Source organism: Alteromonas sp. 5NS40-0096 (assembly GCF_057544385.1).
Genome location: NZ_BAAJLQ010000001.1, coordinates 261,875 through 287,240, shown reverse-complemented (window position 1 = coordinate 287,240; position 25,366 = coordinate 261,875). Strand labels below are relative to the sequence as shown.

The following is a 25,366-nucleotide window of genomic DNA, read 5'->3' as shown; positions in this document are numbered from 1 at the left end:
GCCACCTTTTTTATGATTTTGCGGCGCTATAAATAAGTTGCCACTCTTGGGGTTCAACAGGCATAACAGATAAACGATGGCCTTTTTTGACTAACCCCAGTTCAGTAATACCTTCTATAGATTTAATCGTTTTCAATGGCAGAACGCGGCTAAATTTTTCATCAAACTTTACGTCGACACAAAACCACCTTGGGTTGTCAGTTTGTGATTTAGGGTCAAAATATTTTGCTTCAGGATCGAATTGAGTGGGGTCCGGATAACCAGATTTTACGACAGTCGCAACACCGGCGACGCCAACATCTTTGCAACTTGAATGGTATATGAACACCTTGTCACCCACTTGCATACCATCTCTTAAAAAGTTTCTCGCCTGATAGTTCCTCACCCCATCCCAAGGCTCGGTTTGATTAGGACGCGACATTAAGTCATCGATACCAAATGCATCAGGTTCACTCTTTAATAACCAATACGCCATTTTTTATCCTTATTTTCTGGGGATTTTTCTCTATCTACAATGCTATCGCTATCACTCCCCTTTCGACAACTGTTATAATAAACAGCTGAACAACCGAGTAGTATGATATGCAGGCAACGATAAAAGCAGACCGCGGGTTATTTTCTTACCCCAAATATTGGGCACACTGTTATGGCACCGCCCCATTCCTTCCCATGTCCAAAGCTGAAATGGATGAACTGGGCTGGGACAGTTGTGACATTATTTTGGTAACCGGCGATGCTTATGTCGACCACCCAAGTTTTGGCATGGCTGTAATTGGCAGGACGCTCGAAGCTCATGGCTTTAGAGTGGGTATCATTGCCCAGCCAGACTGGAAGAGTAAAGATGCTTTCATGCAACTTGGTAAGCCAAATCTGTATTTTGGTGTCACAGCTGGCAACATGGATTCGATGATCAATCGTTACACGGCCGACAAAAAGCTGCGCCATGATGATGCCTACACACCGGACAACATAGGCGGGAAAAGACCTGACCGCGCAGTCAACGTCTATTCCCAGCGTTGTCGAGAAGCATACAAAGACGTACCTATCATCATTGGCGGTATTGAGGCCAGTTTGCGCCGGATTGCTCACTACGATTATTGGTCAGAGAAAGTCAGACGCTCTACCCTTTTTGATGCCAAAGCCGACATGTTAATGTTCGGCAACGCCGAGCGCCCCTTGGTAGAGGTCACTCACCGACTGGCCGCTGGCGAAAACATAAAAGAGATTATCGACGTCAGAGGCACAGCAATAATCGTTAAAGAAGCGTTACCCGAATGGCAAGGCGTTGATTCAACATCACTGGATAAACCCGGCAAAATTGATCCTATCCCCAGCCCTTATCAAATGGAGCCTGAGTGTGATCAACAAGACAAAGCCGAAGCGCAAAGTGCCCCTGATGAGGCCAAGCCCATTGTCATTCAGCCACCAACGCGTAGAAAGCCATGGGAAAATGTGTACGTTAAGCTTCCTGCTTACGAAACCGTAAAAGACAATAAAACCCTTTATGCTCACACTTCGCGAATTTTACACCAAGAGACCAATCCGGGGTGCGCACGCGCCTTAATGCAAAGGCATGGGGATCGTCATATATGGATTAATCCGCCGGCAATGCCGCTGGAAACAGAAGAAATGGATGCCGTCTTTGACTTGCCGTTCCAACGGGTACCGCATCCTGTCTATGGCGATGCAAAGATCCCGGCATACGACATGATTCGTTTTTCTATCAACATCATGCGAGGTTGCTACGGGGGCTGTACCTTCTGTTCAATCACAGAACACGAAGGGCGGATTATTCAAAGTCGCTCTGAAGATTCCATAATCAGAGAGATCGAACAAATCAGAGATACCGTTCCAGGGTTTACCGGTGTGATTTCAGATTTGGGTGGTCCAACAGCAAACATGTACAGACTGCGCTGTAAAAGCCCAAAAGCCGAAGCTACATGCCGACGCCCCTCTTGTGTCTATCCGTCTATTTGTGCGCACATGGATACCGACCACAAACCGACGATTGATTTGTATCGACGCGCCAGAGCCCTGCCGGGTATCAAGAAAATACTTATCGCTTCTGGGGTAAGGTATGATTTAGCGGTAGAGGACCCTGATTACGTTAAAGAGCTCGCTTTGCACCATGTTGGGGGCTATTTGAAAATTGCCCCTGAACATACTGAAGACGGCCCACTGAGCAAAATGATGAAACCGGGTATGGGAAGTTATTACCGGTTTAAGGAACTGTTCGATAAATACAGTCAAGAAGCGGGTAAAAAACAGTATCTGATTCCTTACTTCATTGCGTCTCATCCAGGTACGACTGATGAAGATATGCTGGCATTGGCAATTTGGTTGAAGGAGAACCGCTTTAAGCTCGACCAAGTTCAAAACTTCTACCCTTCGCCGATGGCAACCGCAACCACTATGTATCACACAGAAGTGAACAGCTTGCGAAAAGTCACCAAGGACAGCGAAGAAGTCCCTTCAGCTAAGGGTGAAATACATCGTCGACTGCACAAGGCCATGCTGCGATACCACGATCCAAAGAATTTCGCGCAAATAAGGCAAGCACTGACCAAAATGGGCAGAGAGGACCTGATCGGCAGAGGACCACAACACTTGGTACCGCCAGAATCCGCGCAAGAGAAACGCACTAAAGCAGCTAAAGCGCAACGCGGTGAACGTGCAGCGACTAAGCACACAGGGTGGAACAATCAGAACCCCAATAATAAGAAACGCTTTAATAGCAAAGGCAAAAAGCAAAAAGGCGCTAACTCCGCGGCTAAGCGTTAATAGCTATTGAGTATGTAGGCAGTCTCGTAGTGCATCGACCATTTGTACTGCGGCTGCCATAGACATACTGTATGGCTGAAAATCGGCTTCACCAATGAGATGTGAGTTTACCGCGTCCGTAATACGGTTGGTTGGAACGTATCCCATCGCCCAATCGGCAAAATCCCGTTTGGCGACTTCGTTATAACTCAAAATTATCGGGTGTTCATGGCGAGTATCAAACGCGATGCGATGATAGGTGCCACACACGGCTTGCCTGTCTCCCTCTAGGCACTGTAGAAAGTAGTTACTGTTAAAAAATAGTACGCCAGTGACACCATTTTTGGCGTTGTTCGCTCTCGACACTCGCAGTATATCTTCGATATTTTCAGGTCTAAAATCCGACGCAATTGTACTTGCGTAAACCAATCGAGTTAAGTGCATAACACACTCGCTTTAATAAGTGACTTGCTATTAACTATAGGTGTGAATCTATCGAAGGCAAAAAAATATAGAGATAAATGAGAATCCGCTGACTTACTTAGCGATGTCAGGGTCTTGAAACAACACAGAGAGGTTCGGCTCCGCGTACAGATCTAGGTAGTCAATCATCTGAACTTGTATCCCGATCACGCAAAAATTGTCGGGTAGCCGGTCAATGTCACCAATATCGTTGGTATCTGCTTTAAGCACAATCCCGTGATATTCCGCTTTTGCTCGTTGAGAAAGTGATTGCCAATAATAGACGCACTTACTGTGTTCATTTGAGTTTTGGTGAGGTTGATAGACCTTTGCCGTGCCAGAAATGACAAACTGTTCTCTTGACGCTTCAAAATACCAACACACAGAAACATGATGATTGAACGCGATATCCGCGACTTTTTTACTTTCGGTATCTGATACCAAAAACAAGGAAAAAGGTGTCTTTTCCATCCCTCGAAATACCACAGTACGGTTTTGAGGTTTGCCTTGCTGGCCGACTGTCGCCAGCTGGAAAAAACGTGAGGAAGGCTCATTAACAGAAGCGGCTAACGCTTTGTCTAGCCGCTCAATACCCTCGTTGAGATTGCCGCTAATTGGTTGTCTCATCAAAGTTACCAGTGTGAACCGTTCGCTTAGCCAAATTAAACAATTGATAGAAATTTTCAGTCGTTTGCTTTGCTAACTCCTCAACACTAACGCCCTTGAGTTCTGCAATATACTCTGCGACTTCTACCACATAACCCGGTTGATTTTGTTTGCCTCTGTGAGGTACTGGCGCCAACCACGGCGAATCGGTTTCAATCAACAAGCGTTCAAGTGGAATCGCTTTGACCACTTCCCGTAACTCGTCCGCTGAATGAAAGGTCACAATACCTGAAATCGAAATGTAAAAACCCAGTGCAATAGCCTCTTGAGCCATTTCGAGAGTTTCGGTAAAACAATGTAATACCCCATTTGTACCAGGTGCCATGTGTTCTTTTAACAGCGATATGGTGTCTTCTTTCGCATCTCGGGTGTGAATAATCAGTGGCTTTTGCAGCGCATTTGCGACTTTGATATGGTCGATAAACGATGTAACCTGAACCGGCTTAGTATCTGGACTGTAGTGATAATCGAGGCCGGTTTCACCAATTGCAACCACTTCTGGCGCACTGGCTTTTGATAACAATTCGTCATACGAGCAGGCGTCTTCTTGATGTAGTGGATGAACGCCACATGAGACTGACACATCACTATGAGCAGCTACCGCCTCGCGCATTGCCTCGTATTCACGAACTGAAACCGCTACGCACAAGAAATGCTCGACCCCGCGGCGTCTTGCAAACGTCAGCGTTTCACTGAGCTGCTCGGCATTTTGCTTCAAACGATCAAGATGACAATGAGAATCTACAAACACGTTAAACCTACTACTAATTCGAAAAAATATTAAGCACTGATGCTAAAACCAAGGCCTTGTTAACGCCGGGATGGGCGAGCTTTTGATTGGCCTCAATACACTTTTGATAACGGGCAAATGACGCCGAGTCTACAGCACCATTGAGCGCCTTTTTGAGTTCTAGCTGGGACCAATTACACACCTGAAGTGCGTCGCTTTGCCACTTATCGGCCATCGTCAATGCCGTCGCCTCCCCTCGCTGAATTTGACGGACGCCTTCGATAAAGTCCGAGTACTTGATGCCATCACCTTCAAACACAGCTTTTGCTTTGAGAGGCGCGCCAGAATAGGCGCGCAAGGTGTCTTCGTCAAGTTCTGTTATGCCAACACTTCGAAGCCAATCTAGACTTTGACTCGTTGAAGGGGTCGCAATATGCTGCTTTTCACATCGGCTTAATATTGTTGGCAATAGTTTGTTTTGCTGTGACGTTACGAGAATCAAATAGGTACTCGATGTGGGCTCTTCTAATGTCTTTAACAATGCATTAGCGGCAGCTTCAGTCATGGTGTCAGCGGCGTAAATCACCAAGCATTTGTTACCGCCCAATTGCGCAGTACCATTGAGTTTACTGATTGCCGTGCGAATCAGATCAACGCCAATTTGCTTTTCACTTTCGATAGCATGGGCATCAGGATGTGTTCCCGCACGGTACAATTGGCAACTTTGGCATTCGCCGCAAGCACCGTTGTCATGCGGCGTCTGGCACAGCAATGTTTGCGCCATCGCGACTGCAAGTTCAGACTTACCTATACCCTCTGCACCAGACAATATAATGCCGTGGTGCAGCGCTTTTTGTGCAAGACGATGAGTCAATTGACTCAAACTCATTTGCAGCCAAGGATAAGCGATCACGCCAGATACTCCGCCACCGCTCCTGAAACGTCGCTGTGAACTTTTTCCATCGATTGCATGGCACTGATCACGATAATCGTTTCGTCTGCTTCTGCAAGTTCCAAATATCGCGCCCGAGTGCGGTGGAAAAAATCGAGCCCAGCTTGTTCGATACGATCCAATTCACCTCTACCTCTTGCTCGCTCCAGGCCAATGGCGGGTTCAACATCGAGATACAGGGTTAGATCTGGCTTGAAGCCTTTTAAAGTAATGTCGCTCAACGATTTTAATACGGCGGTATCAAGCTGACGCCCACCGCCTTGATACGCTTGCGAAGACAAATCATGGCGGTCACCCACGACCCAATCACCGCGCGCTAAGGCTGGAAAAATAACGTTGGCTAGCAATTGAGAGCGTGCCGCATACATCAGCATTAATTCAGTCTCTTCGGTTACATGCTCTTCCCAATCATGCTTAACGCATTCTCTGATTGATTCCGCCATAGGCGTACCGCCAGGTTCGCGGGTCTTGACGACGCGCTTTCCCGCTGTTTCCAAAGCCTGTGTAATCAGTGAAATTACCGAGCTCTTGCCCGCTCCTTCTAGGCCTTCTACCACTATGAATTTGCCACTCATAAAAGCGCCATTTACCTCTAATTTGAACAATGAGTCTCGAGACGCTAATGCAGTTTCACACTCGCTGTCGTCGTGACTTATTTTATTTTTTTAACTGATACTTTCGCACTGCGGCGTTGTGTTCCGCTAATGTAGCAGAAAAATAATGCGTACCATCACCTTGGGAAACAAAATATAAATAATCAGTCTGTGACGGATGTAACACACTGGTAATCGCTAGTTTGCCCGCCATCGCAATAGGTGTGGGCGTCAGCCCCTTAATCACATAAGTATTGTAAGGCGTGTGCTCTCGCAAATGCTTTCGAGTGATATCGCCATCAAATCGTTCACCCAAACCATAAATAATCGTAGGGTCCGTTTGCAATCTCATATTCAAATTGAGCCGGTTGACAAACACGCCTGCAATGAGAGGCCTCTCACTTGCCACCGCGGTTTCTTTTTCAACAATCGATGCCAGTGTTAACGCTTCATAAGGAGACTGAAGAGGCAAGCCAACCGTTCGTTGTCGCCATGCCCCTTCTAAAAATTCAACCATGGCCAACATTGCCCGCTTTAGGACGTCGCTTGCTTTAGTATTGAGTGTGACATAATAGGTATCAGCTAAAAACAACCCCTCTAGCTGGGGGGCGTGATTGGGTTGTCCCATTCTTTCATGCCACATCGAAAGTAAATCAGCTTTCACCACATCATCAATATCGTAGACGACCCCATCTGTCGACGCTAGGCTCGACAACCATTGTGAAAAGGTCAACCCCTCAATAAGCGTAACGGGAATCGTGTATTCCCGGCCGGACCGAATAAGTTCAAACGCGGATTGCAATGACATACCATTTTTAAGTTGATAGGTTCCCGCCTTAACCTGACTGTATTCAGGATTTAGCTTTAACCACAGTTTATAGATCAATAATGGATGTTGATTAAAGTACTGTTGATGGAGGTCACCGAGCACTTTATTCGCCGAGCTGCCCAATGCCACTTTGAAAATTGTTGGTTGAGTTAGTTCAATTGTTCCAGAAACCGCTGCCTGCCAAGTTCGTTGGATGGCTACGCCACAAATCAACCCGACGACGAGAAAAACGACAAGTATCGAACTTAGTTTAGTAGCCCGCGTCATATTCTTCCTGATAAGCCTTTGCTAATTCTTGTCTCAGTTGTACAACGGGACTGATGTCATATTCTTTGGACTGATTCGTCAGACTTACTGTTTTTACAGGCACGATTTCCATCAATGCATTGGTGATTGCTATTGCTTCAGCGCGCTCAACTTCACACAGAGGTAATGCCTGTACTGTGACCGGACGCCCGAGTTCACCCAGTCGCTCAATGACAAACTCTCGCATCACACCAGCGACACCACTCAAACTCAATTCCGGTGTGTACCAAGCTCCATCTAACATCAAAAACACATTTGCTGCACTGGCTTCTATGAGTCGATTTTCAATATCGGTAACTAAAACGTCGTCAAAATCAGATTCACTGAGCTGTTCCTTAATCATGACTTGCTCGAGTCGATTAAGGTGCTTTAGCCCTGCAAGCAACGGCTGAAGACCCAGCTTGATATCGGACACACCCAATGCCACCCCTTCTTTCTGCCATCCAATATAATGACTAGGTAAAGCATGTTGGGTAATGGTAAATCGGGTTTGACCTCCCGCAGCTCTGGCGTAACCACGGCCACCGTCATCACTGCAAACCAATACTTTTAAGACTCCGTTACCCAGGTTCTGAGCCTGCTGTCTCGCAACAAGAGAAAATTGACCGATGTCAAAGTCCAAAGCTAGTCTTTTCGCATGGTGGCGCAAGCGATTGCAATGCCTCTCAAACAAAGCGATACGACCGCTATCCACTTGCATCGTGGAGTAAAAGCCATCACCGTAATTAAGCGCTCTGTTGCTAAATGACACGCCGTCATCTGGATTGAGATATATCACATTGAAATCAATAACATCGTGGAATTAGCGCCAGTATATAACATACAGAGGCCAGACTAATAGGGAAAGACTGTCTTTATTTAACGCACTACCGGCGTTGGATCAGGAAATTCAAACACAAAAAAGCCCGAAGCGAGTTGGCCCCGGGCTTGTGTATTTGGAAGCTAGCAGTTATTCAGGTCTTTTGAACACTAAAGAACCGTTAGTACCACCAAAACCAAATGAATTACACAAAGCGTATTCTTCATTAAAAGCTTTGGCTTTATTCGCAACAAAATCAAGGTCGCAACCTTCACCTGGCTCATCTAAGTTGATGGTAGGTGGTGCCATTTTGTCACGTAAAGCTAAGATAGTGAATATCGCTTCTACGGAACCTGCTGCACCCAAGAGGTGGCCAGTCATTGATTTAGTAGAACTGACTAACACTTTACTCGCGTGTTCATTGAATACGCGTTTCACAGCAGCAACTTCAGCGATGTCACCAGCAGGAGTAGACGTCCCATGAGCGTTGATGTAACCAATAACCTCAGGCGCAATACCTGCATCATTGATAGCATTCTCCATCGACGCTGCGGCCCCTTCTCCGTCTTCCGGAGGAGAAGTCATGTGATACGCATCACCACTCATACCAAAACCCACGAGCTCAGCGTAGATCTTAGCACCACGTGCGACTGCTGACTCGTATTCTTCTAGCATGACGACACCAGCCCCTTCGCCCATGACAAAGCCATCTCGGTCTTTATCCCAAGGACGACTTGCAGCTTGAGGGTCATCGTTACGGCTCGATAGTGCCCTTGCGGAAGCGAAGCCTGCAATACCAAGCGGTGTGATTGACGCCTCTGCGCCACCCGCTAGCATGGCATCTGCGTCACCGTATGCAATCATACGCGCTGCTACACCCATGTTGTGTACACCTGTAGTACAAGCTGTAACAACATTGATGTTAGGCCCTTTTAATCCTTCCATGATTGAAAGGAAGCCTGAAATCATATTTGTAATGGTCGATGGCACAAAAAACGGAGACACACGCTTTGGACCACTGTTGGTCAATTTTGTGTGGTTTTGTTCAATTTGTTCTAAGCCACCAATACCCGAACCAATTGACACACCCACTCGGTGAGCATTCGATTCGTTGATATCTAAACCTGAATCAGCCAAAGCTTGTTTACCAGCGGCAATACCTAGCTGGATAAACCTATCCATTTTTTTGGCTTCTTTTTTCTCTATGTACTCTTGTGGGTCGAAATCATTTACTTGACCCGCAAAACGAGTTGAATAGTTACTACAGTCAAAATGCGTAATCTCACCGATACCGCTCTCACCTGCAAGCAAGCGAGTCCATGTACCTTCGACTGATTGAGCCAAGGGAGATAGCATGCCAAGACCAGTAACTACGACGCGACGTTTTGTCACAACAAGCCCTCGCAATGAAAATTTGGTAGGAAAACAGAAAACGGCTCAGATGAGCCGTTTTGCAAAGAGAGATGCTTACGCGTCTTTGTTTGCGTTGATGTAGTCGACAGCTGACTGAACAGTTGTGATCTTTTCAGCTTCTTCATCTGGAATTTCTGTGTCGAATTCTTCTTCCAAAGCCATTACCAACTCAACTGTGTCAAGTGAGTCAGCGCCTAGGTCGTCAACAAAAGAGGCTTCAGCTTTTACTTCTTCTTCTTTCACGCCAAGTTGTTCAACGATGATTTTCTTAACGCGCTCTTCGATGTTACTCATAATTCTAGATTTCCCTTAAACGTCACTAGATGTAAAAATTGTCGCTAGTTTATTTTGCAACACAACTGCATGCAAGTACCAGTATTATTAATTTTTCTGGTCAAACCAGCAACCAACCAAGTTTAATTAAACAAAATTTTAACAATTAAGCCCGTAAATACAAGCTTAAAAATACGTGACCAACACTACTAAAGTAGTGTTAGTTCATATACATACCACCATTTACGTGAATTGTCTCGCCGTTAATGTAGGCAGCCCCATCACTCACCAAAAACGCAACAGTCGAAGCAACTTCTTCCGGTGCGCCTAATCGGTTAGCTGGGATATCTTTAAAGATAGCTTCACGCTGATCGTCAGTTAATGCTTTGGTCATATCAGTATCGATAAAACCTGGGGCTACAACATTAATTGTAATCCCACGTGAGGCCACTTCTCTCGCCATCGATTTACTGAAACCAATTACACCTGCTTTTGCAGCAGAATAATTCGCCTGGCCAGCATTACCTGAACTACCGACAACTGAACCGACATTCACGATGCGGCCATTGCGTTTCTTCATCATGCCACGTAATACTGCTTTAGAGGTAGTAAAAATCGATGTCAGGTTAGTATCCATGATACTTTGCCATTCATCATCTTTCATTCTCATTAACAGATTGTCGCGTGTGATGCCGGCATTGTTAATCAAAATATCGATTGCGCCGAATTCGTCAGCAATCGCTTTTACCGCGGATTCTACGGCATCTTTATCTGTCACATTCAGTGCAATGCCTTTGCCGCCCGAAGCAGACAAATAGTCTGAGATAGCTGCTGCGCCATTGTCAGACGTCGCAGTCCCAATTACCGTAGCACCTAATTCTGCTAGTGCAGTTGCAATGGCTTTACCAATGCCTCGGCTAGCGCCAGTTACTAACGCTATTTTGCCTGATAAACTCATGTTACTTTACCTGTCGTTATTAAAACTATAATTCTTCCACTGCTAACGGCGTATTGACTGCCGCGCCTGATAGCGTCTTGTTGATTCGCTTAACTAAACCCGTCAACACTTTACCCGGACCAATTTCCAACACGCGCTCCACACCGTTAGATGCGAGGTACTCGATAGATTTAGTCCATTGCACGGGGCAATAAAGTTGACGAATCAATGCACTCTTAATGGCTTCAGGGTCTTTTTCAACCGCCACGTCGACATTGTTGACGACATCGATGACAGGGACATTAAACTGAATAGATTCCAGCATTTCAGCAAGTTGATCAGCTGCTGGGCGCATCAATTCACAATGAGACGGAACGCTAACAGCGAGTGGCAATGCGCGTTTCGCACCTGCGGCTTTACACGCTGCTGCTGCTTGCTCAACCGCTTTTGCTTCACCAGCAATTACAACCTGACCTGGGCTATTGTAATTCACGGGAGCAACAACATCGCCTGTAGCGATAGCCGTTTGTTGACATGCTTCTTCAATCTCTGCATCACCTAAACCAATGATGGCGTACATTGCACCGCTGCCTGCTGGCACGGCACTTTGCATAAACTGCCCTCTAGCTTCTACAAGCTTGATAGCATCTTCGAAACGTATAACGCCCGCACAAACCAAGGCAGAATACTCGCCTAATGAGTGGCCAGCCAGGTAATCCACGTCGAGATTTTTCGATTCAATCACTCGCCAAATGGCTACACTTGCCGCCAACAAAGCAGGTTGAGTGATCTCAGTTTGGTTGAGTTTGCCTTCGGTATCTTCTTGAACCAGAGCCCAAAGGTCATAGCCTAAAACACTGGAGGCTTGCGCGAAGGTCTCGGTAACAATGGGGAACTCAGCAGCTAGCTCTTTGAGCATACCAACAGTTTGAGAGCCCTGACCCGGAAAAACGCAGGCTGTACGTGACATAGTCATTCCTTATAATTCTTTATGCAATTCATGTGGAATCGTCTTTTATCCCACAAATTTGTCTTCTTGTTAATAGCGCACTAATGCAGAAGCCCAGGCAAAACCACCACCAAAAGCTTCAAGCAGTAAATGCTGACCTCTTTGAATACGGCCATCTCGAATCGCGGCGTCTAATGCGGTTGGCACAGTCGCGGCTGACGTGTTTCCGTATTTTTCAAGGGTCAAAACAACTTGGTCAAGCGACATATCGAGTTTCTTTGCCGTCGCTTTGATAATTCTAAAGTTTGCTTGATGTGGCACTAACCAGTCCAAGTCTGCTTTAGACATATCATTGGCCGCAAGGGTTTCCTCGACAACCTGACTCAATTTCGTCACAGCGACTTTGAATACTTCGTTGCCCTTCATGACGCCCCAATTCTCATGAGACGATTGCTCATCACCTCGGGTGGGATTACCCACATACAAGAGATCGCCATAAGAACCCGCAGCGTGGATATGGGTAGACAAGATTCCAGGTTCGTCGCTCGCTTCGATAATCGTTGCGCCTGCTGCATCACCAAACAAGATAACCATGGTTCGGTCGGCTGGGTCGACTAAGCGGCTTAAACAGTCTGTACCTATGACGAGAATACGCTTCGCCATACCCGATTTGATATACTGGTCAGCAACACTCAGAGCATAACAATACCCCGCACATGCCGCAGCAACATCAAAAGCTGGAATACCGTCAAGATCGAGAATTCGTTGAATTTCACATGCCGTGCTTGGCAATGCATAGCGGCCGCTAGTGGTAGCACAAACAATCATATCGATGCTCTTCGGATCGATTCCCGCTGCTTCGATGGCTTTTTTACTTGCTTCTGCGCCCATTGTCGCCGCAGTTTCATTTGCGCCGATAATTCTGCGTTCTTTGATACCAGTACGGTCGGTAATCCATTCATCGGATGTATCGACCATTACTTCTAAATCTGCGTTTGTTCTGATTTCGCTAGGATAGTAGCTGCCTGTACCAATAAATTTTGAAAATTTGCTCAAAGCTGCTCCAACAATACAGTTTCTATTTTCGTTTTTATTTTTTCGGGAACCTGCATTTGAGCTTCTTTAATCGCTTGGAGGATGGCGTAGTAAAAGGCATCCACCGATGCGTTCCCGTGACTCTTTATTACAATGCCGCGCAATCCTATCAGACTGGCGCCATTATACTGGTCGGGGTTCACGCGATTGTAGATGCTTTTGAGCAAAGGTAAGGCAATTCTCGCCATTACCCTTGAAAGAAAATTGGATTGAGATTGCCGACGAACCTCATTAATGACGAGTTTTGCCAGCCCCTCAGCTGACTTCAATGCGACATTACCGGTAAATCCGTCGGTCACCACAACATCAGCGTGGTCAGTAAAAATATCATCACCTTCTACATAACCGATATAATTGAGACCTGTGGCACTTTCGAAAAGCTGGTCCGCGTGTTTAACTTGGGCATTCCCTTTGATGTCTTCTTCACCAACGTTTAACAACGCGACTCTTGGGTCGGCAATTCCGGCTACCTCTTGAGCCAACACAGAACCCATTACCCCGTATTGAAACAATATCTCAGACGTACAATTAACATTGGCACCTAAATCTAACAGAAAGACTTTGTGGTGACTTGCAGTCGGCATAGTCGATACTAAGGCTGGGCGGTCTATGCCGGGTAGCGTTTTTAGCACGTAAAACGCAAGCGTCAGTAAAGCTCCCGTATTACCCGCACTTACGCATGCAGCCGCTTCTTTTGACTGCACTAAATCAATAACGCGACGCATCGAAGATGACTTTTTGTTTCGCAATGCCGATGTCGGCGCTTCACCCATTTCAACAATCTGTTCGCAATGGGAAATCTCAACTCGGCTTTGTTGTTCAGGGGAAAGTTGGTCTATTGCAGGCCCAATGATGGCTGCATCACCGCAAAAAATAAATGAGATAGAGGGATGTGATCGGACAGCTCTAAGCGCAGCTTCGAGGATAATTGGGGGACCATGATCGCCCCCCATAATATCTAACGCGATGGTTAGCTTAGACAAGTGTCGTTACTCAGCAACTAGTTGCCGATAACTTTTTTGCCTTTGAGGTAACCGTCGGCGCTTACGTGGTGACGACGATGAGTCTCACCTGACGTAGAATCGACAGACAAAGTCGCGCCTGTCAATGCATCGTGTGAACGACGCATGCCACGCTTTGAACGCGTTTTACGATTTTGTTGTACTGCCATAATTTACTCCTGGTCTCGCTTAAGTTCTTTCAAAACCGCGAAAGGGTTTGGTCGCTCTTGTTCCGGTTCAATTTCACCGAACTGCATATCATCACTCGTTACTTTGCAATCCTTCTCTGCATGAAGGGCGACAATCGGAAGCGATAAGATAAGTTCGTCTTCAAAAATTTGAAGTAAACTGACTTCTCCATGGTCGTTGACCTCTACCGGCTCGTAAGCCTCGGGCAATGTTTCAGTGTCTTGCTGTCCCTGCACTGGACTAAAGCAAAACGGAACGTGAAGTGAGTAATCAAACTCGCCATTGCACCGCTGACAGACTAGTGTCACATTCGTATCAAGTTTGCCGTGAAAAACAGTAAAACCCTGCGCGTCTTTTTCAAACTGTACTTCCACATCAACCCAATCGTCAGTCTTAACAACTGCACCGCTGAGGCGCTCCATTTCAGAACACGCCATCACACCCCGATAATCGGACCGTTTTAGCGCGCTTTTCACAGGATCAACCTGTAACGGTAGTTTCACTTTCTGCATAGGGCGCGCATGATATAGTGTCAACCCACTGCTGTCAAAGGTTAATCAACGATTTACGATGCATTACTTCACAACACTATTAAGTGTAGAGGACTCACGCTGCAACCCTAGCTTTGAAGGCTATATCTGTCTTTACTGACTTCCGTAGATACATAGCGTTATAATGTAGCAATAATGACATTTATCTGACGAGGGAATTCCTCGCATTCGGTGGTTATCATGAAATCCCATTTAATCCTCGCTTCGTCCTCAAAATATCGACGTCAGCAATTAGCAAGTATTGGTATACATACAGACGCCATTGCGCCCAATATCGACGAAACCCCATTTAGCAACGAATTACCGGAACAACTCGCGCTGAGATTAGCCAAACAAAAAGCTGAATTCGTCGCCCAACAGCACCCTAACGCCCTTGTTATTGGCAGTGACCAAGTCGCTTGTGTCAACCTGAATGGCCACCCTTCGATCATGGGAAAACCGGGGGGGTATGAAAATGCGAAACAACAATTAATACAATGCAGTGGCAAATCAGTAGAGTTTTACACTGCGGTTTCAGTGCAACAAGCGGGTGTAAAGAAGGCGTTGACAAGTGTTGAGAAAACAACCGTTTCGTTCAGAGCATTGAGTGAAGACCAAATCAGACAATACCTACTTGCTGAAACGCCTTATGATTGTGCAGGCAGTTTTAAATCAGAAGGGCTTGGCATTTTGTTGTTCGACAGCATCACTAGCAGAGACCCCAATGCGCTCATTGGGTTGCCATTAATGCTGTTAAGGGATTTGCTTGCCGAATTCGATGTCGATTTACTGACACTAGCGTCGCAACAACTTCGCAACTAGGGGCAATGGCCCCTAGTTAAACAAGACATTTGAAAGTGATTCGATACTGTCAACTATCGCAATAGGATTGTGGCGTTCCAAGTGCTCCTCGGCATGGACGCCATATGATACGCCTATTCTATCCATCCCAATTTGTTCAGCCATTTGCATATCGTAGCTGGTATCGCCAATCATCACGGCGCTATCGGCACTGACATTGAGTTCGGCAAGGATTTGTTCCAACATATCGCTGGACGGTTTTGACTCAGCCTCATCGGCACACCGCGATGTCGAAAAATAATGGCCCGTTCCTGTGTTTGCCCAAGCTCTATCGAGCCCGCGCCTGGCTTTACCCGTTGCAACGGCCAACGTTACCCCAGCGTTTTGTAATCGTTGTAGCAGCGGTTCTGCACCATCAAATAATGGGCAAGGTGTCTGATCTTGAGCAATGTAGGCATGTTTGTAAGCTTCAACTAGCTTATCAGCAAGATCATCATCCGTTGTGGCAAACAACTGCATAATGGCAGGCTTTAAACTGATCCCAATAATATGACTCACTGCTTCGGGACTTGGCACCTCAACACCACAGTTTGTCGCCGCGATTTGCATGCAATTGACTATTTTTGCAGCAGAGTCCATTACTGTGCCATCCCAATCGAATATGACTAAGTCGTACTTCATCTAAAGTTTTCCAGTGTCCTCGTTAATACGTCGTCAAGTGGCGCCTTAAACGTCATGGGCTCATCCGTTTTTGGGTGCAATATACGCAGACTTGCAGCATGCAGGAAAAGGCGATTTAGTCCCTTTTTCTTTGCTAGTGCGTCAAACGCTGTACTGCCGTATTTGGGATCGCACGCTATCGGATGGCCAGCGTGAAGGCTATGAACCCGAATTTGATGGGTCCTGCCAGTAATTGGAGAGGCTTCGACTAAGGTCGCACCATCGAATTGCTCCAAAATACGATAGCGAGTTTCTGACGGCTTTCCGGCATCGTGAACATTGACAATTCTCTCACCCGATTGCAGTACATTTTTCAGCAGCGGCGCTTTAACTTTAAATCGGTTTGCAGGCCACTGCCCTTCAACCAAGGCGTTATAACGTTTATCCATTTTACCTTCGCGCAACTGTTCGTGTAGATGACGAAGTGCAGAGCGTTTCTTGGCAATCAGAATACAACCAGACGTGTCCCTGTCTAAGCGATGCACCAACTCGAGAAATTTCTCTTGTGGACGCAATGAACGCAACCCTTCAATCATACCGAAACTTAGACCGCTACCACCGTGCACTGCTAAGCCCGAAGGTTTATTCATTACAAGTAACCTGTCGTCCTCGAACAATATGTGAGATTCCAGAGTAGCGACTTTTTCCAGTTTAGGGGAAGGCCCTTCTGGCGCTTCTGAAACTCGAATCGGCGGGACCCTAATCAGATCATCGGCTTGAAGTTTATATTCAGGCTTAACCCGTTTTTTGTTTACTCTCACCTCACCTTTGCGAAGAATGCGATAAATCATGCTTTTTGGCACACCTTTGAGCAAAGTGCGCAAAAAGTTATCAATTCGCTGGCCAGCTTGGTCAGAATCGACGTTCAAAAATTGAACTTGTTGGTATAATTCTTTATTCATAAGCCAGATTTTACCTCAAATACCAAACCAAGACCTACAACTTATCCTAACCCGCAAGAATAATTTTCTTTTCTTGCTAAAAATCGTGTTTTAGTGCGATAATCACGTGGGTTTCAAACTGTTAAGATAGATAGTTTGATCCGGTTTGAACTTAAATGTCAGACATATTTCCCGTATTCAGGTTGAAAAAAGTTTATCAAGCAACCCATGAAATGCGTGGCGAACCACACATATTGTCGCCACAGCGAAGTAATGATACGGGCCAACAAAACAAAAAAGTTCGCCGTTTAGCCAAACAGAATTGAATTGACTATTGCCTTGTGAGAACACGATGACAAGGCAGTGTAATAAAATAGAAATTAGGGGCCGTCGCTCCCGACACCCGACAGAAAAACAACAGGGTTGAGTATTCCGTTGAAGCTCAACCCGTATAAAAATGGGTAATGCGTCATTACAACAAGCTCCCCGCTCATCGCGAAGATTGCGTGGTGAGGGCTTGCACACGTCACTTTAATTTTGTGTCTAGACGGCTGTACACTACAGAGTTAGATACAATGAAAAGAATGTTAATCAATGCAATTCAGCAAGAAGAATTGCGAGTCGCCCTTGTAGATGGGCAACGTTTGTATGATTTGGATATAGAAAGTCCAGGACACGAACAGAAAAAAGCTAACATCTACAAAGGTAAAATCACCCGCGTTGAGCCGAGTCTAGAAGCGGCTTTCGTCGATTATGGTGCAGAGCGCCATGGCTTCCTCCCCCTCAAAGAAATCGCTCGTACTTATTTCCCTAAAGGTTACAAGTTTGAAGGCCGCCCTAACATCAAAGATGTGGTTCAAGAAGGCCAAGAAGTTATTGTTCAAATCGACAAAGAAGAACGCGGTCAAAAAGGCGCTGCGCTGACAACTTTCTTGTCGCTTGCTGGAAGCTACTTGGTACTAATGCCAAACAATCCTCGCGCTGGAGGCATCTCTCGCCGTATCGAAGGCGATGAGAGAACAGATCTTAAAAATGCACTGTCCAAACTCGATTTACCAGATGGCATGGGCCTAATCGTCCGTACAGCTGGCGTAGGCAAATCTTACGAAGAACTCGAGTGGGATTTACGTGTATTATTGACTCACTGGGAAGCTATCTCAAAAGTGGCCGAAGAGCGTCCGGCACCATTTTTGATTCACCAAGAAAGTAATGTCATTGTCCGCGCTATTCGCGATTATCTGCGCCGTGATATTGGTGAAATCCTGATCGATAAAACGAGTGTTTACGAACAAGCACTGCAACATATTCAGTTAGTTAGACCTGATTTTGCTAACCGCGTAAAATTGTATCGCGGTGACGTTCCTCTTTTCAGTCACTACCAAATTGAAAGCCAAATCGAATCGGCGTTCCAACGTGAAGTTCGCCTGCCTTCTGGTGGTTCTATTGTCATTGACCCAACGGAAGCCCTCACATCTATCGATATTAACTCTGCCCGAGCGACCAAAGGCGGTGATATCGAAGAAACGGCACTAAATACAAACCTAGAAGCTGCAGATGAAATTGCTCGCCAGCTGCGCTTGCGCGATTTAGGTGGTTTGGTTGTTATCGACTTCATCGATATGACACCAGTGAAGCACCAACGCGAAGTGGAAAACCGAATGAAAGACGCGGTACGCCCTGACAGAGCGCGGGTCCAACTGGGTCGAATCAGCCGTTTTGGCTTGTTGGAAATGTCGCGTCAACGATTGCGCCCGTCACTTGGTGAGTCAGCTCATATTGTATGTCCACGATGCTCTGGCCATGGCACCATTCGCGGTACAGAGTCACTTGCATTATCCATTCTTCGTATTCTTGAAGAAGAAAGTATCAAGGACAACACGGGTCAAATTGAAGCTCAACTTCCAGTGCCAGTGGCGACGTATCTCGTCAACGAAAAGCGCAAATCGCTCAACGTGATAGAGAAGCGTCATGGCGTCAATCTGTTGATAATTCCAAACCCTAATCTCGATACGCCGCATTTCAATGTTGTTCGTCGTCGCCCTGACGATGTCATCACAGATGCGAGCTATAACGTTGAGTTGTCAGAATTAGAAACACCTGAGTCTGCGCCTACTCAACAGACACCAGTCAAACGTGAAGAACCTGCATTACAAGGGTTAATCGCACCAACACAAGCCGCTCCTGTGGTGCCACAAGCACCTAAAGCCAGTGATGCAGAACCTGGTCTATTGAGTAAATTGGCAACCTGGTTCAAGGGTCTCTTCAAAGAAGAAAAAGAAGAACCTAAGAAGCAATCTGGTCGCGGTAAAGGCAGAAATCAGGGGCGAGGCAATCAACAGCGTCGTAACCAAGACAGACGTCGTAAACCTAAAAACCAACAAAACCGTCAAGGTGGTAAGCCACAAGATGGCAATGAAGAAAAAGCCCCTCGCAACGATGACAAACGCTCGAAAGGCCGCAACAAGTCTCGCAAACAGCACAACAAAGTCGACAAAGACGTAGAAGGTAAAGTTGACCAAACGGCGCAGGGTGGCAAGACTGAAACGCAAGACGCACCGAAGCAGCGCAAAGTCAAAGAACGTCGTCAACGACGCGAAAATGTGAAAACTGTTCGCGTTAATAAAGGCAAGCCGCAATCGAGCGAAACAAAAGCGGCAGAAGCGCCAACTAGCAAGAAGCCAAAACCGCAAGACGTTGAAGCACAAGAAGCGTTAGACGTCACATCAACAGAAGTTCAAGCACAAGAGCCTGTGAAGCAGCCGGTAGAGGCTAAAGAAAGCGCACCGAAAGCTGAGAACACCGAAGAGTCAAAAGACAAAAACGGTGAGAATACAGGTGAAAATGCTGGCCGTGGACGTTCACGTCGTTCTCCTCGCCATGTTCGAGCGGCAGGTCAACGTCGCAGAAAAGAAAAACCTGCTGAGCAAGACACTAACGCGGTTGAGACAGCGGTTGATACCGCGACAACTGAATCACCAGCGGTAGTATCGGAACCTCTTGCTGAGCCAGTAGAAGCGCAAGCTCCTGATGAGAATACTGCTGAAACGGTGAATCAAGAAAGTACAGTTGTGCAAGAAACCGAAGCTGTTGAGACAGTAGAAACCGTTGAGCCCGTGAAAGCTGAAGAAGCTCCAGTGGCGGTTGAAAAAGAAGCCACATCGGCGACTTTGGTTGTGGCTTCAAGCCTAGGTCGACTTCGCGCATCTCACGACATGGCGTTACCTAAAGCGCTAGACGCGGAATTGGGAGACATTCACACGCTTGTGGCAGACGATGCCTCTCGCCCAGAAGTCACTCACTCAGGGAAAACTGCAGGTGCATCATTTGCAGTATCTGCCGCAACTGCGCCAGCGACCAACCCAACAGGTATCGCTGAAAGCTCAACTGCAGCCGAAGAGACACCAGTTGTTGTAGAAGCGCCTGAAGCGACGACAGATGTCGAGGTTGCGGAACCTGTAGAGACCAATGACAACGTCCAGGCGGAACAAGCTGCAGACGTATCTGCTGACGCACCAGCGTCAGAGGTAATCGACACCGCACCAGAGGTCACTGAGACGTTGCCTATTGAAGAGCCGGTAGTTGAGTCGCCTGAAGAAGTCACAGTAGAGGCGGTGGAAGCGGTAGAAGCAACAGAATCTCAACCAGTTGAAACTGCACAGGTTGAAGAGCCTGAAGCGCCAGAACCTAAACAATCTGAGCAAGTCCAAGCCTCTTTTGACTTGGGTGATACGCCGGACACGTCAGATAGTGAAGAATCGACTACACCGAGAGCGTAGTTTCGAACATTCACTAAAAAAGGCCGCGCTTTCGCGGCCTTTTTTGTTAAGTTAAAAAACATGAACCAAGAAAAACACTATACGTTACTAAATCAAGCCACCGGTCATGCGGATCCCGAGGTAATAGCGATACTCCAGACACTTTGGGATGATCAAGGGACCTGTGTGAGATACAAACTCCCCAATGGCAATGAATCTTTTGTCGCAAAAGTCATTACGCCAAATCGAAGTCATTCACACCCAAAAGGTTGGAACAGCGAAATTAGCTATTTGAGAAAGCGCAAATCGTATGTTGTCGAGCGTCAATTCTATACACATTACCAGCCACTCCTTGACGAATCCGTGATGACTGCCTCTATGTTGAGGATGTATCAAGCGCATGAAGATACCGTACTCATTCTCGAAGACTTGAATACGCTTGGCTTTGATACAGTCTACAAAACACTATCTCATGTCGAACCGGGACAAGCTGTTATGACATGGTTAGCTAGATTCCACGCTAGGTTCATTCACGCTAATGCAAAACATTTATGGCCGCATGGCACCTATTGGCAATGGGAAACTCGCCAAGATGAATGGCACGCGATGGAAGCGTCTTTGCTAAAACAAAAAGCATCAGCTATTCACGGCGCGATTCACAATAGCGTTTTTAAGACGCTAGTGCACGGTGACGCCAAAGTAGCTAACTTCTGTTTTACCCCCGATACCAATACCGTAGCGGCGGTAGATTTTCAGTATGTCGGTGCGGGTATTGGAGTACAAGACGTCGCCTATTTCATTGGTAGTGCCTATTCTGAAGAGCAGCAACAGGCGTTGACTCCATTGCTTCTCGATTTTTACTTTCGTGAATTGTCGTCGGCACTAGCAGGTAGATTAAGTGAAAACGACATTCAGCTCTTAGTGGATGAATGGCGGCAAAAATACGCCATCGTTAATGCCGATTTCCTGCGCTTTTTAAAAGGTTGGAATCCGGAACACTGGAAAATTAATCGCCTGATCGAAACCTATTCTGAGCAAGCCCTTTCATCACTAAAAAAAGGTGAATTAGATGTCTAATGTCCAACGTTGCCCCTGGGTAGACGAAAGTAAAGCGGATTATGTTGCCTATCATGACAATGAATGGGGCGTACCCGTTTATGACGATAACGTCCTTTTTGAGTTTGTTGTTTTAGAGTCGGCCCAAGCAGGATTAAGTTGGTATACCGTATTGAAGCGCCGTGAAAGTTATCGAGAAGCTTTCGCAAACTTTAACCCTCATCAAGTAGCACAATTCACAGAAAACGACGTAGAACGCTTACTCGCTAACGCCGGTATTATTCGTCACCGAGGAAAAATTGAAGCCGCAATTAACAACGCCAAAGTATTCTTAAGTATTCAGCAAGAATTCGGGAGTTTTAGCGACTACTTGTGGCGCTACGTAGAGCATAAGCCCATTGTAAATCGCTTTGCTAATAGGCAAGACTATCCAGCCTCTACTCCACTCTCTGATCAAATCGCTAAGGATTTGAAAAAACGCGGTTTTCGATTTTTCGGCTCAACCATTTGTTATGCCTATTTGCAAGCTTGTGGTCTCATTGATGACCACAGTCCGGATTGCTTTAAAGCCAGATAATGTCGAGGGCTTTGTACGCTAATTTTTTTAGCAAAAAGTGATCAGTTTGTCGGTTACCTGCTTATTAGAGGGACAGGTATTATTGCAGGTAACCGAATGACAAAAAAAACGAAACGTGGCCTAATGTGGTTCAGGCACGATTTGCGCATCCACGACAATCACGCACTCAACTATTTAGCGAATGAAGTGGACGAATTACTGTGCGTTTATGTCGTTGACCCGAGGTGGTTCAAACCAAGTCATTTTCAATCCATGCATATGGGTGACTTCCGGTGGCAGTTTTTAAAGGAGTCGCTATTTAGCCTCAATAAACAGCTCCAGAAACTGGGACAAAATTTGATTGTTATGACAGGTGTCCCCGTCCCCACGTTAGACTCACTGATCAAACAACACAACATTGTTGAGGTTGCTTCGAATTTCTACACAGGCACGTATGAGCGTCAACAATGGCAACGCTTAAAGGAACAAAATCAAACGGTCAAATTTTCCCAGTTTGAAGGGCATTGTCTACTGAATCAGAGCCAAATGCCCTTTTCTGTTAGCGATTTACCTAACCACTTCACGCCGTTTCGAAAAAAAGTGGAATCAATCGCCATTACACCACCGCTACCTGCTCCATCGACGCTACCTACACCATGGCGCTACCAAGGAGAACACCTTACCATTGTCACTGATGTTGGCAGTAGTGCATTTCAGGGAGGTATGGAAGCTGCGACGACACAGCTCAATCATTTTTTGCAAAACAGCCACAGTGTTAGCCACTACAAACAAACGAGGAATGGTTTAGATGGTTGGGACTACTCAAGTAAGTTTGCGCCTTGGCTAGCGAATGGCAGCTTATCGATTCGTCAAGCGTACGATGCATTACAACAATATGAAATCAATTACACGCGCAACGAATCCACATACTGGTTATATTTTGAATTTCTATGGCGCGAATTTTTCCATTGGAGCTTACTCAAACACGGTAGCAAAGTATTTAAGTTTGATGGGATACAAGGTAAAAAACCGCTAACCACCTTTCACGCACGACGTTTCAATGCATGGAAGAATGGTGAAACGCCCTACCCTATTGTAAACGCCTGTATGCACCAACTTAATGCCACAGGTTTTATGTCAAACCGCGGGAGACAATTGGTAGCAAGCTGCTTTGTTCATGAACTCGGTTTAGATTGGCGTTTCGGCGCCGCTTATTTTGAACAACAGTTGCTTGATTATGACCCTGCGAGTAACTGGGGAAATTGGCAGTACTTAGCTGGCGTTGGGGCAGACCCAAGAGGACACCGCAAGTTTGATTTGGATAAACAAACCCAAACCTATGATCCCAACGGCGAGTTTATCCGCCGTTGGCGAGGCGAAGCCGTTGCTTTGGTCGATACCGAAGACGCGGCAGATTGGCCAATATTTTCGCCAACTCGACACTAGGGCGTGTTCACCTTGGTGTAAAAGTGTTAGTCAGCAAAAGTATCGCTGACCACCCCACTCGTTTGCCGTCTGCCCGCGCTAAAGGCAAACGAGAAGAGAATAGCTGGCGTCTGTCGTTGTTTTATAGTTTGGACAAATCACTGCGTTTTTCCGCTGCTCTGGGCAAAACGACGTCATAGACTAAACCCATCTTTTGCAGTGCTTGAATACACCACCAAGCTGGGTCCCACTGCCCTTTGTCTAAACCAATTTGTGCCGACTCAGGAAAGGCATGATGATTGTTGTGCCAGCATTCACCGTACGTCAGGATCCCCAAATGTTTTAAATTAGAGGCTTGAACCGCCGCACCTTTAACTCGCCAAGTTTGAACACCAGGATTATGACAAAAATACGTTATGGTCCAATGGCCAACCACGGAGATTGACACACGCACACACACGCCCCAGATAACATAAGCCCAGCCACCCCAAGCAAATAAAAGACAGGCAAGCAAAAGCTGATGCCATCGCCACGTTTTCTCACAAAATACAAGAAACTTATCGTCATTCAGCATCGGCTCTATTTGCAATGTCGGAGGGTGCTTGAAAACGAACTTGCATGTCAATTGCCACCAGATATCTCGCAGGTAATGGCGTTTATGAGAAAAAAAATCATGACATTGATTTTTGCGTTGAGCCCAGTCTCGCATATCGTGAATCGCAATAATGCCAAATGGCCCCGACATCCCCACTAAGACGCCGATGTAAATGAGTATGCGCCTCAGCAGAGTTGAGGTTTTAAACGCACGATGAATCATCATTCTGTGCATACCAATGCTGTGCCCAATCAACAAACTGGTATACGTCATGACCAAACACAACAAAACGGCGTCGAGGCTAAACGTCACAGGAGCGAACATCAAAGCACAGCTAATCATACCAAGATTCCAAGCCATCTTAGGCCAATCATAGCGAATCTCTCCTTCAAGAGGTGAAGGAGAATCGTGAATCACTCTGATGACGGGTTCCATCATTGTGGTGGGCTCCTATCGTCATTAATCTTAAAATCTAACTACTCAGCGACCAAAAACGGATAAAAAAAGCGGCATTAAGCCGCTCTTTTTACGTTTACCAAGTCAAATCGTCCGGTATTTCATAATCGGCATACCAATCATCTTCTTCTGATTTCTCTTCGTTTTGTTTGACGTTGTCTGCGCGATAAATGACGACTTCTTCTAATCGCTCAGCGATTTTATCTGCGACCGGCAATGGCACTAGCTCGTAGTTATCATCGAGTTTAACAATAGCTAACCTGCCGTCCATCACATGATTGCGAATAGACTCTGTCACATACAGCCGTTTCACCACGTTGTTGTCGGTGAAATTAAGCAAGGTATCGCCCTTGTCCTTTGGCTGAACATTGACTGTGATCAACTGTCGAACCTGAGCGGCAATGGCTTTCTTTTCAGCCTCGGCCTGCTTTGCCTGATTGAGTTGTCTATCCTTTTCCTTTTTTTCCTCAAGCTTAGCTTGTACCGCAGCCTGATTCTCATCAATCACAGGCTGCTTTTGCTTGTTTTTCTGCTTTTGCTTTTTGCGCTTATCAGCACGGGCTTGCTTTGCTTTGGATTTATCAGCTAGCCCGGCTTGCAGCAATTGTTCTTGGAGCGATAACGCCACACTTCACCT

26 protein-coding genes are annotated in these 25,366 nt (G+C 46.3%); 6 read left to right on the top strand and 20 right to left on the bottom strand.

Going from position 1 to position 25,366, the window contains the following annotated elements; translation table 11 throughout:
• Nucleotides 1-10: 10 nt before the first annotated feature.
• A complete protein-coding gene (locus AC27G9_RS01400; protein ID WP_487070252.1) occupies nucleotides 11-475 on the bottom strand; it encodes an EVE domain-containing protein in 465 nt (154 codons plus the stop codon).
• 107 nt (nucleotides 476-582) lie between these two features.
• Between AC27G9_RS01400 and AC27G9_RS01395 the strand changes: the two genes are divergently transcribed.
• Nucleotides 583-2,781 (top strand): YgiQ family radical SAM protein, encoded by a 2,199-nt coding sequence (locus tag AC27G9_RS01395; protein ID WP_487070250.1) that lies wholly within the window; start codon nucleotides 583-585, stop codon nucleotides 2,779-2,781.
• 3 nt (nucleotides 2,782-2,784) lie between these two features.
• Here AC27G9_RS01395 and AC27G9_RS01390 read toward each other — a convergent pair whose 3' ends face one another.
• The 15 genes from AC27G9_RS01390 to yceD form a co-directional block, all read right to left on the bottom strand.
• The gene (locus AC27G9_RS01390) at nucleotides 2,785-3,204 is read right to left on the bottom strand and encodes a BLUF domain-containing protein (RefSeq protein WP_487070248.1); all 420 of its coding nucleotides are present in this window, start codon (nucleotides 3,202-3,204) and stop codon (nucleotides 2,785-2,787) included.
• A gap of 93 nt (nucleotides 3,205-3,297) precedes the next feature.
• On the bottom strand, nucleotides 3,298-3,849 hold the full coding sequence (locus AC27G9_RS01385) for a pyridoxamine 5'-phosphate oxidase family protein (protein ID WP_487070246.1): 552 nt from the start codon (nucleotides 3,847-3,849) through the stop codon (nucleotides 3,298-3,300).
• Nucleotides 3,833-4,639, bottom strand: coding sequence for a TatD family hydrolase (locus AC27G9_RS01380; protein ID WP_487070244.1), 807 nt, complete (start codon nucleotides 4,637-4,639; stop codon nucleotides 3,833-3,835). The genes AC27G9_RS01385 and AC27G9_RS01380 overlap by 17 nt, the downstream gene beginning before the upstream one ends.
• Nucleotides 4,640-4,652: 13 nt before the next feature.
• Nucleotides 4,653-5,531: a DNA polymerase III subunit delta' gene (gene holB, locus AC27G9_RS01375; protein ID WP_487070242.1), complete on the bottom strand. Its 879-nt coding sequence runs from the start codon at nucleotides 5,529-5,531 to the stop codon at nucleotides 4,653-4,655.
• Entirely contained in the window at nucleotides 5,528-6,145 is a 618-nt protein-coding gene (gene tmk / locus AC27G9_RS01370; protein WP_487070240.1) for a dTMP kinase, read from the bottom strand. Before tmk ends, holB begins: the two co-directional genes overlap by 4 nt.
• Before the next feature lie 82 nt (nucleotides 6,146-6,227).
• Nucleotides 6,228-7,259: an endolytic transglycosylase MltG gene (mltG, locus tag AC27G9_RS01365; protein ID WP_487070238.1), complete on the bottom strand. Its 1,032-nt coding sequence runs from the start codon at nucleotides 7,257-7,259 to the stop codon at nucleotides 6,228-6,230.
• Nucleotides 7,243-8,076 carry an aminodeoxychorismate lyase gene (gene pabC / locus AC27G9_RS01360; protein ID WP_487070236.1) on the bottom strand — a complete coding sequence of 278 codons (834 nt, stop codon included), beginning with the start codon at nucleotides 8,074-8,076 and terminating at the stop codon, nucleotides 7,243-7,245. The genes mltG and pabC overlap by 17 nt, the downstream gene beginning before the upstream one ends.
• 171 nt (nucleotides 8,077-8,247) lie before the next feature.
• On the bottom strand, nucleotides 8,248-9,489 hold the full coding sequence (gene fabF / locus AC27G9_RS01355; RefSeq protein WP_487070234.1) for a beta-ketoacyl-ACP synthase II: 1,242 nt from the start codon (nucleotides 9,487-9,489) through the stop codon (nucleotides 8,248-8,250).
• 75 nt (nucleotides 9,490-9,564) lie between these two features.
• Entirely contained in the window at nucleotides 9,565-9,804 is a 240-nt protein-coding gene (gene acpP, locus AC27G9_RS01350; protein ID WP_070123232.1) for an acyl carrier protein, read from the bottom strand.
• Between the two features lie 199 nt (nucleotides 9,805-10,003).
• On the bottom strand, nucleotides 10,004-10,741 hold the full coding sequence (gene fabG / locus AC27G9_RS01345) for a 3-oxoacyl-ACP reductase FabG (RefSeq protein WP_487070231.1): 738 nt from the start codon (nucleotides 10,739-10,741) through the stop codon (nucleotides 10,004-10,006).
• Nucleotides 10,742-10,766: 25 nt separating this feature from the next.
• Nucleotides 10,767-11,690, bottom strand: a complete 924-nt coding sequence (fabD, locus tag AC27G9_RS01340) for an ACP S-malonyltransferase (protein WP_487070229.1) — start codon at nucleotides 11,688-11,690, stop codon at nucleotides 10,767-10,769.
• A gap of 69 nt (nucleotides 11,691-11,759) precedes the next feature.
• Nucleotides 11,760-12,725, bottom strand: a complete 966-nt coding sequence (locus tag AC27G9_RS01335) for a beta-ketoacyl-ACP synthase III (RefSeq protein ID WP_487070227.1) — start codon at nucleotides 12,723-12,725, stop codon at nucleotides 11,760-11,762.
• Entirely contained in the window at nucleotides 12,722-13,747 is a 1,026-nt protein-coding gene (gene plsX, locus AC27G9_RS01330) for a phosphate acyltransferase PlsX (RefSeq protein ID WP_487070225.1), read from the bottom strand. The genes AC27G9_RS01335 and plsX overlap by 4 nt, the downstream gene beginning before the upstream one ends.
• A gap of 17 nt (nucleotides 13,748-13,764) precedes the next feature.
• Nucleotides 13,765-13,935: a 50S ribosomal protein L32 gene (rpmF, locus tag AC27G9_RS01325; RefSeq protein WP_487070223.1), complete on the bottom strand. Its 171-nt coding sequence runs from the start codon at nucleotides 13,933-13,935 to the stop codon at nucleotides 13,765-13,767.
• Between the two features lie 3 nt (nucleotides 13,936-13,938).
• On the bottom strand, nucleotides 13,939-14,466 hold the full coding sequence (gene yceD / locus AC27G9_RS01320) for a 23S rRNA accumulation protein YceD (RefSeq protein ID WP_487070221.1): 528 nt from the start codon (nucleotides 14,464-14,466) through the stop codon (nucleotides 13,939-13,941).
• A 219-nt stretch (nucleotides 14,467-14,685) separates the two neighbouring features.
• Here yceD and AC27G9_RS01315 point away from each other — a divergent pair, with 219 nt between their 5' ends.
• Nucleotides 14,686-15,306, top strand: a complete 621-nt coding sequence (locus AC27G9_RS01315) for a Maf family protein (RefSeq protein WP_487070219.1) — start codon at nucleotides 14,686-14,688, stop codon at nucleotides 15,304-15,306.
• Nucleotides 15,307-15,318: 12 nt separating this feature from the next.
• Here AC27G9_RS01315 and AC27G9_RS01310 read toward each other — a convergent pair whose 3' ends face one another.
• Together AC27G9_RS01310 and rluC are read right to left on the bottom strand one after the other, a co-directional pair.
• Nucleotides 15,319-15,966 (bottom strand): HAD-IA family hydrolase, encoded by a 648-nt coding sequence (locus AC27G9_RS01310; protein ID WP_487070217.1) that lies wholly within the window; start codon nucleotides 15,964-15,966, stop codon nucleotides 15,319-15,321.
• Complete coding sequence (rluC, locus tag AC27G9_RS01305) at nucleotides 15,963-16,907, bottom strand: 23S rRNA pseudouridine(955/2504/2580) synthase RluC (RefSeq protein WP_487070215.1); 945 nt, start codon at nucleotides 16,905-16,907, stop codon at nucleotides 15,963-15,965. The genes AC27G9_RS01310 and rluC overlap by 4 nt, the downstream gene beginning before the upstream one ends.
• Nucleotides 16,908-17,461: 554 nt before the next feature.
• Here rluC and rne point away from each other — a divergent pair.
• The 4 genes from rne (at nucleotide 17,462) to AC27G9_RS01285 (ending at nucleotide 23,699) form a co-directional block, all read left to right on the top strand.
• Complete coding sequence (rne, locus tag AC27G9_RS01300; protein WP_487070213.1) at nucleotides 17,462-20,662, top strand: ribonuclease E; 3,201 nt, start codon at nucleotides 17,462-17,464, stop codon at nucleotides 20,660-20,662.
• A 60-nt stretch (nucleotides 20,663-20,722) separates the two neighbouring features.
• Nucleotides 20,723-21,718, top strand: a complete 996-nt coding sequence (locus AC27G9_RS01295) for a phosphotransferase (RefSeq protein WP_487070211.1) — start codon at nucleotides 20,723-20,725, stop codon at nucleotides 21,716-21,718.
• On the top strand, nucleotides 21,711-22,274 hold the full coding sequence (locus tag AC27G9_RS01290) for a DNA-3-methyladenine glycosylase I (RefSeq protein WP_487070209.1): 564 nt from the start codon (nucleotides 21,711-21,713) through the stop codon (nucleotides 22,272-22,274). The genes AC27G9_RS01295 and AC27G9_RS01290 overlap by 8 nt, the downstream gene beginning before the upstream one ends.
• Before the next feature lie 96 nt (nucleotides 22,275-22,370).
• The gene (locus AC27G9_RS01285; protein WP_487070207.1) at nucleotides 22,371-23,699 is read left to right on the top strand and encodes a DASH family cryptochrome; all 1,329 of its coding nucleotides are present in this window, start codon (nucleotides 22,371-22,373) and stop codon (nucleotides 23,697-23,699) included.
• A gap of 121 nt (nucleotides 23,700-23,820) precedes the next feature.
• Here AC27G9_RS01285 and AC27G9_RS01280 read toward each other — a convergent pair whose 3' ends face one another.
• Entirely contained in the window at nucleotides 23,821-24,711 is an 891-nt protein-coding gene (locus AC27G9_RS01280) for an acyl-CoA desaturase (protein ID WP_487070205.1), read from the bottom strand.
• 94 nt (nucleotides 24,712-24,805) lie between these two features.
• Nucleotides 24,806-25,357, bottom strand: a complete 552-nt coding sequence (locus AC27G9_RS01275) for a DUF2058 domain-containing protein (protein ID WP_487070203.1) — start codon at nucleotides 25,355-25,357, stop codon at nucleotides 24,806-24,808.
• Between the last annotated feature and the right edge of the window lie 9 nt (nucleotides 25,358-25,366).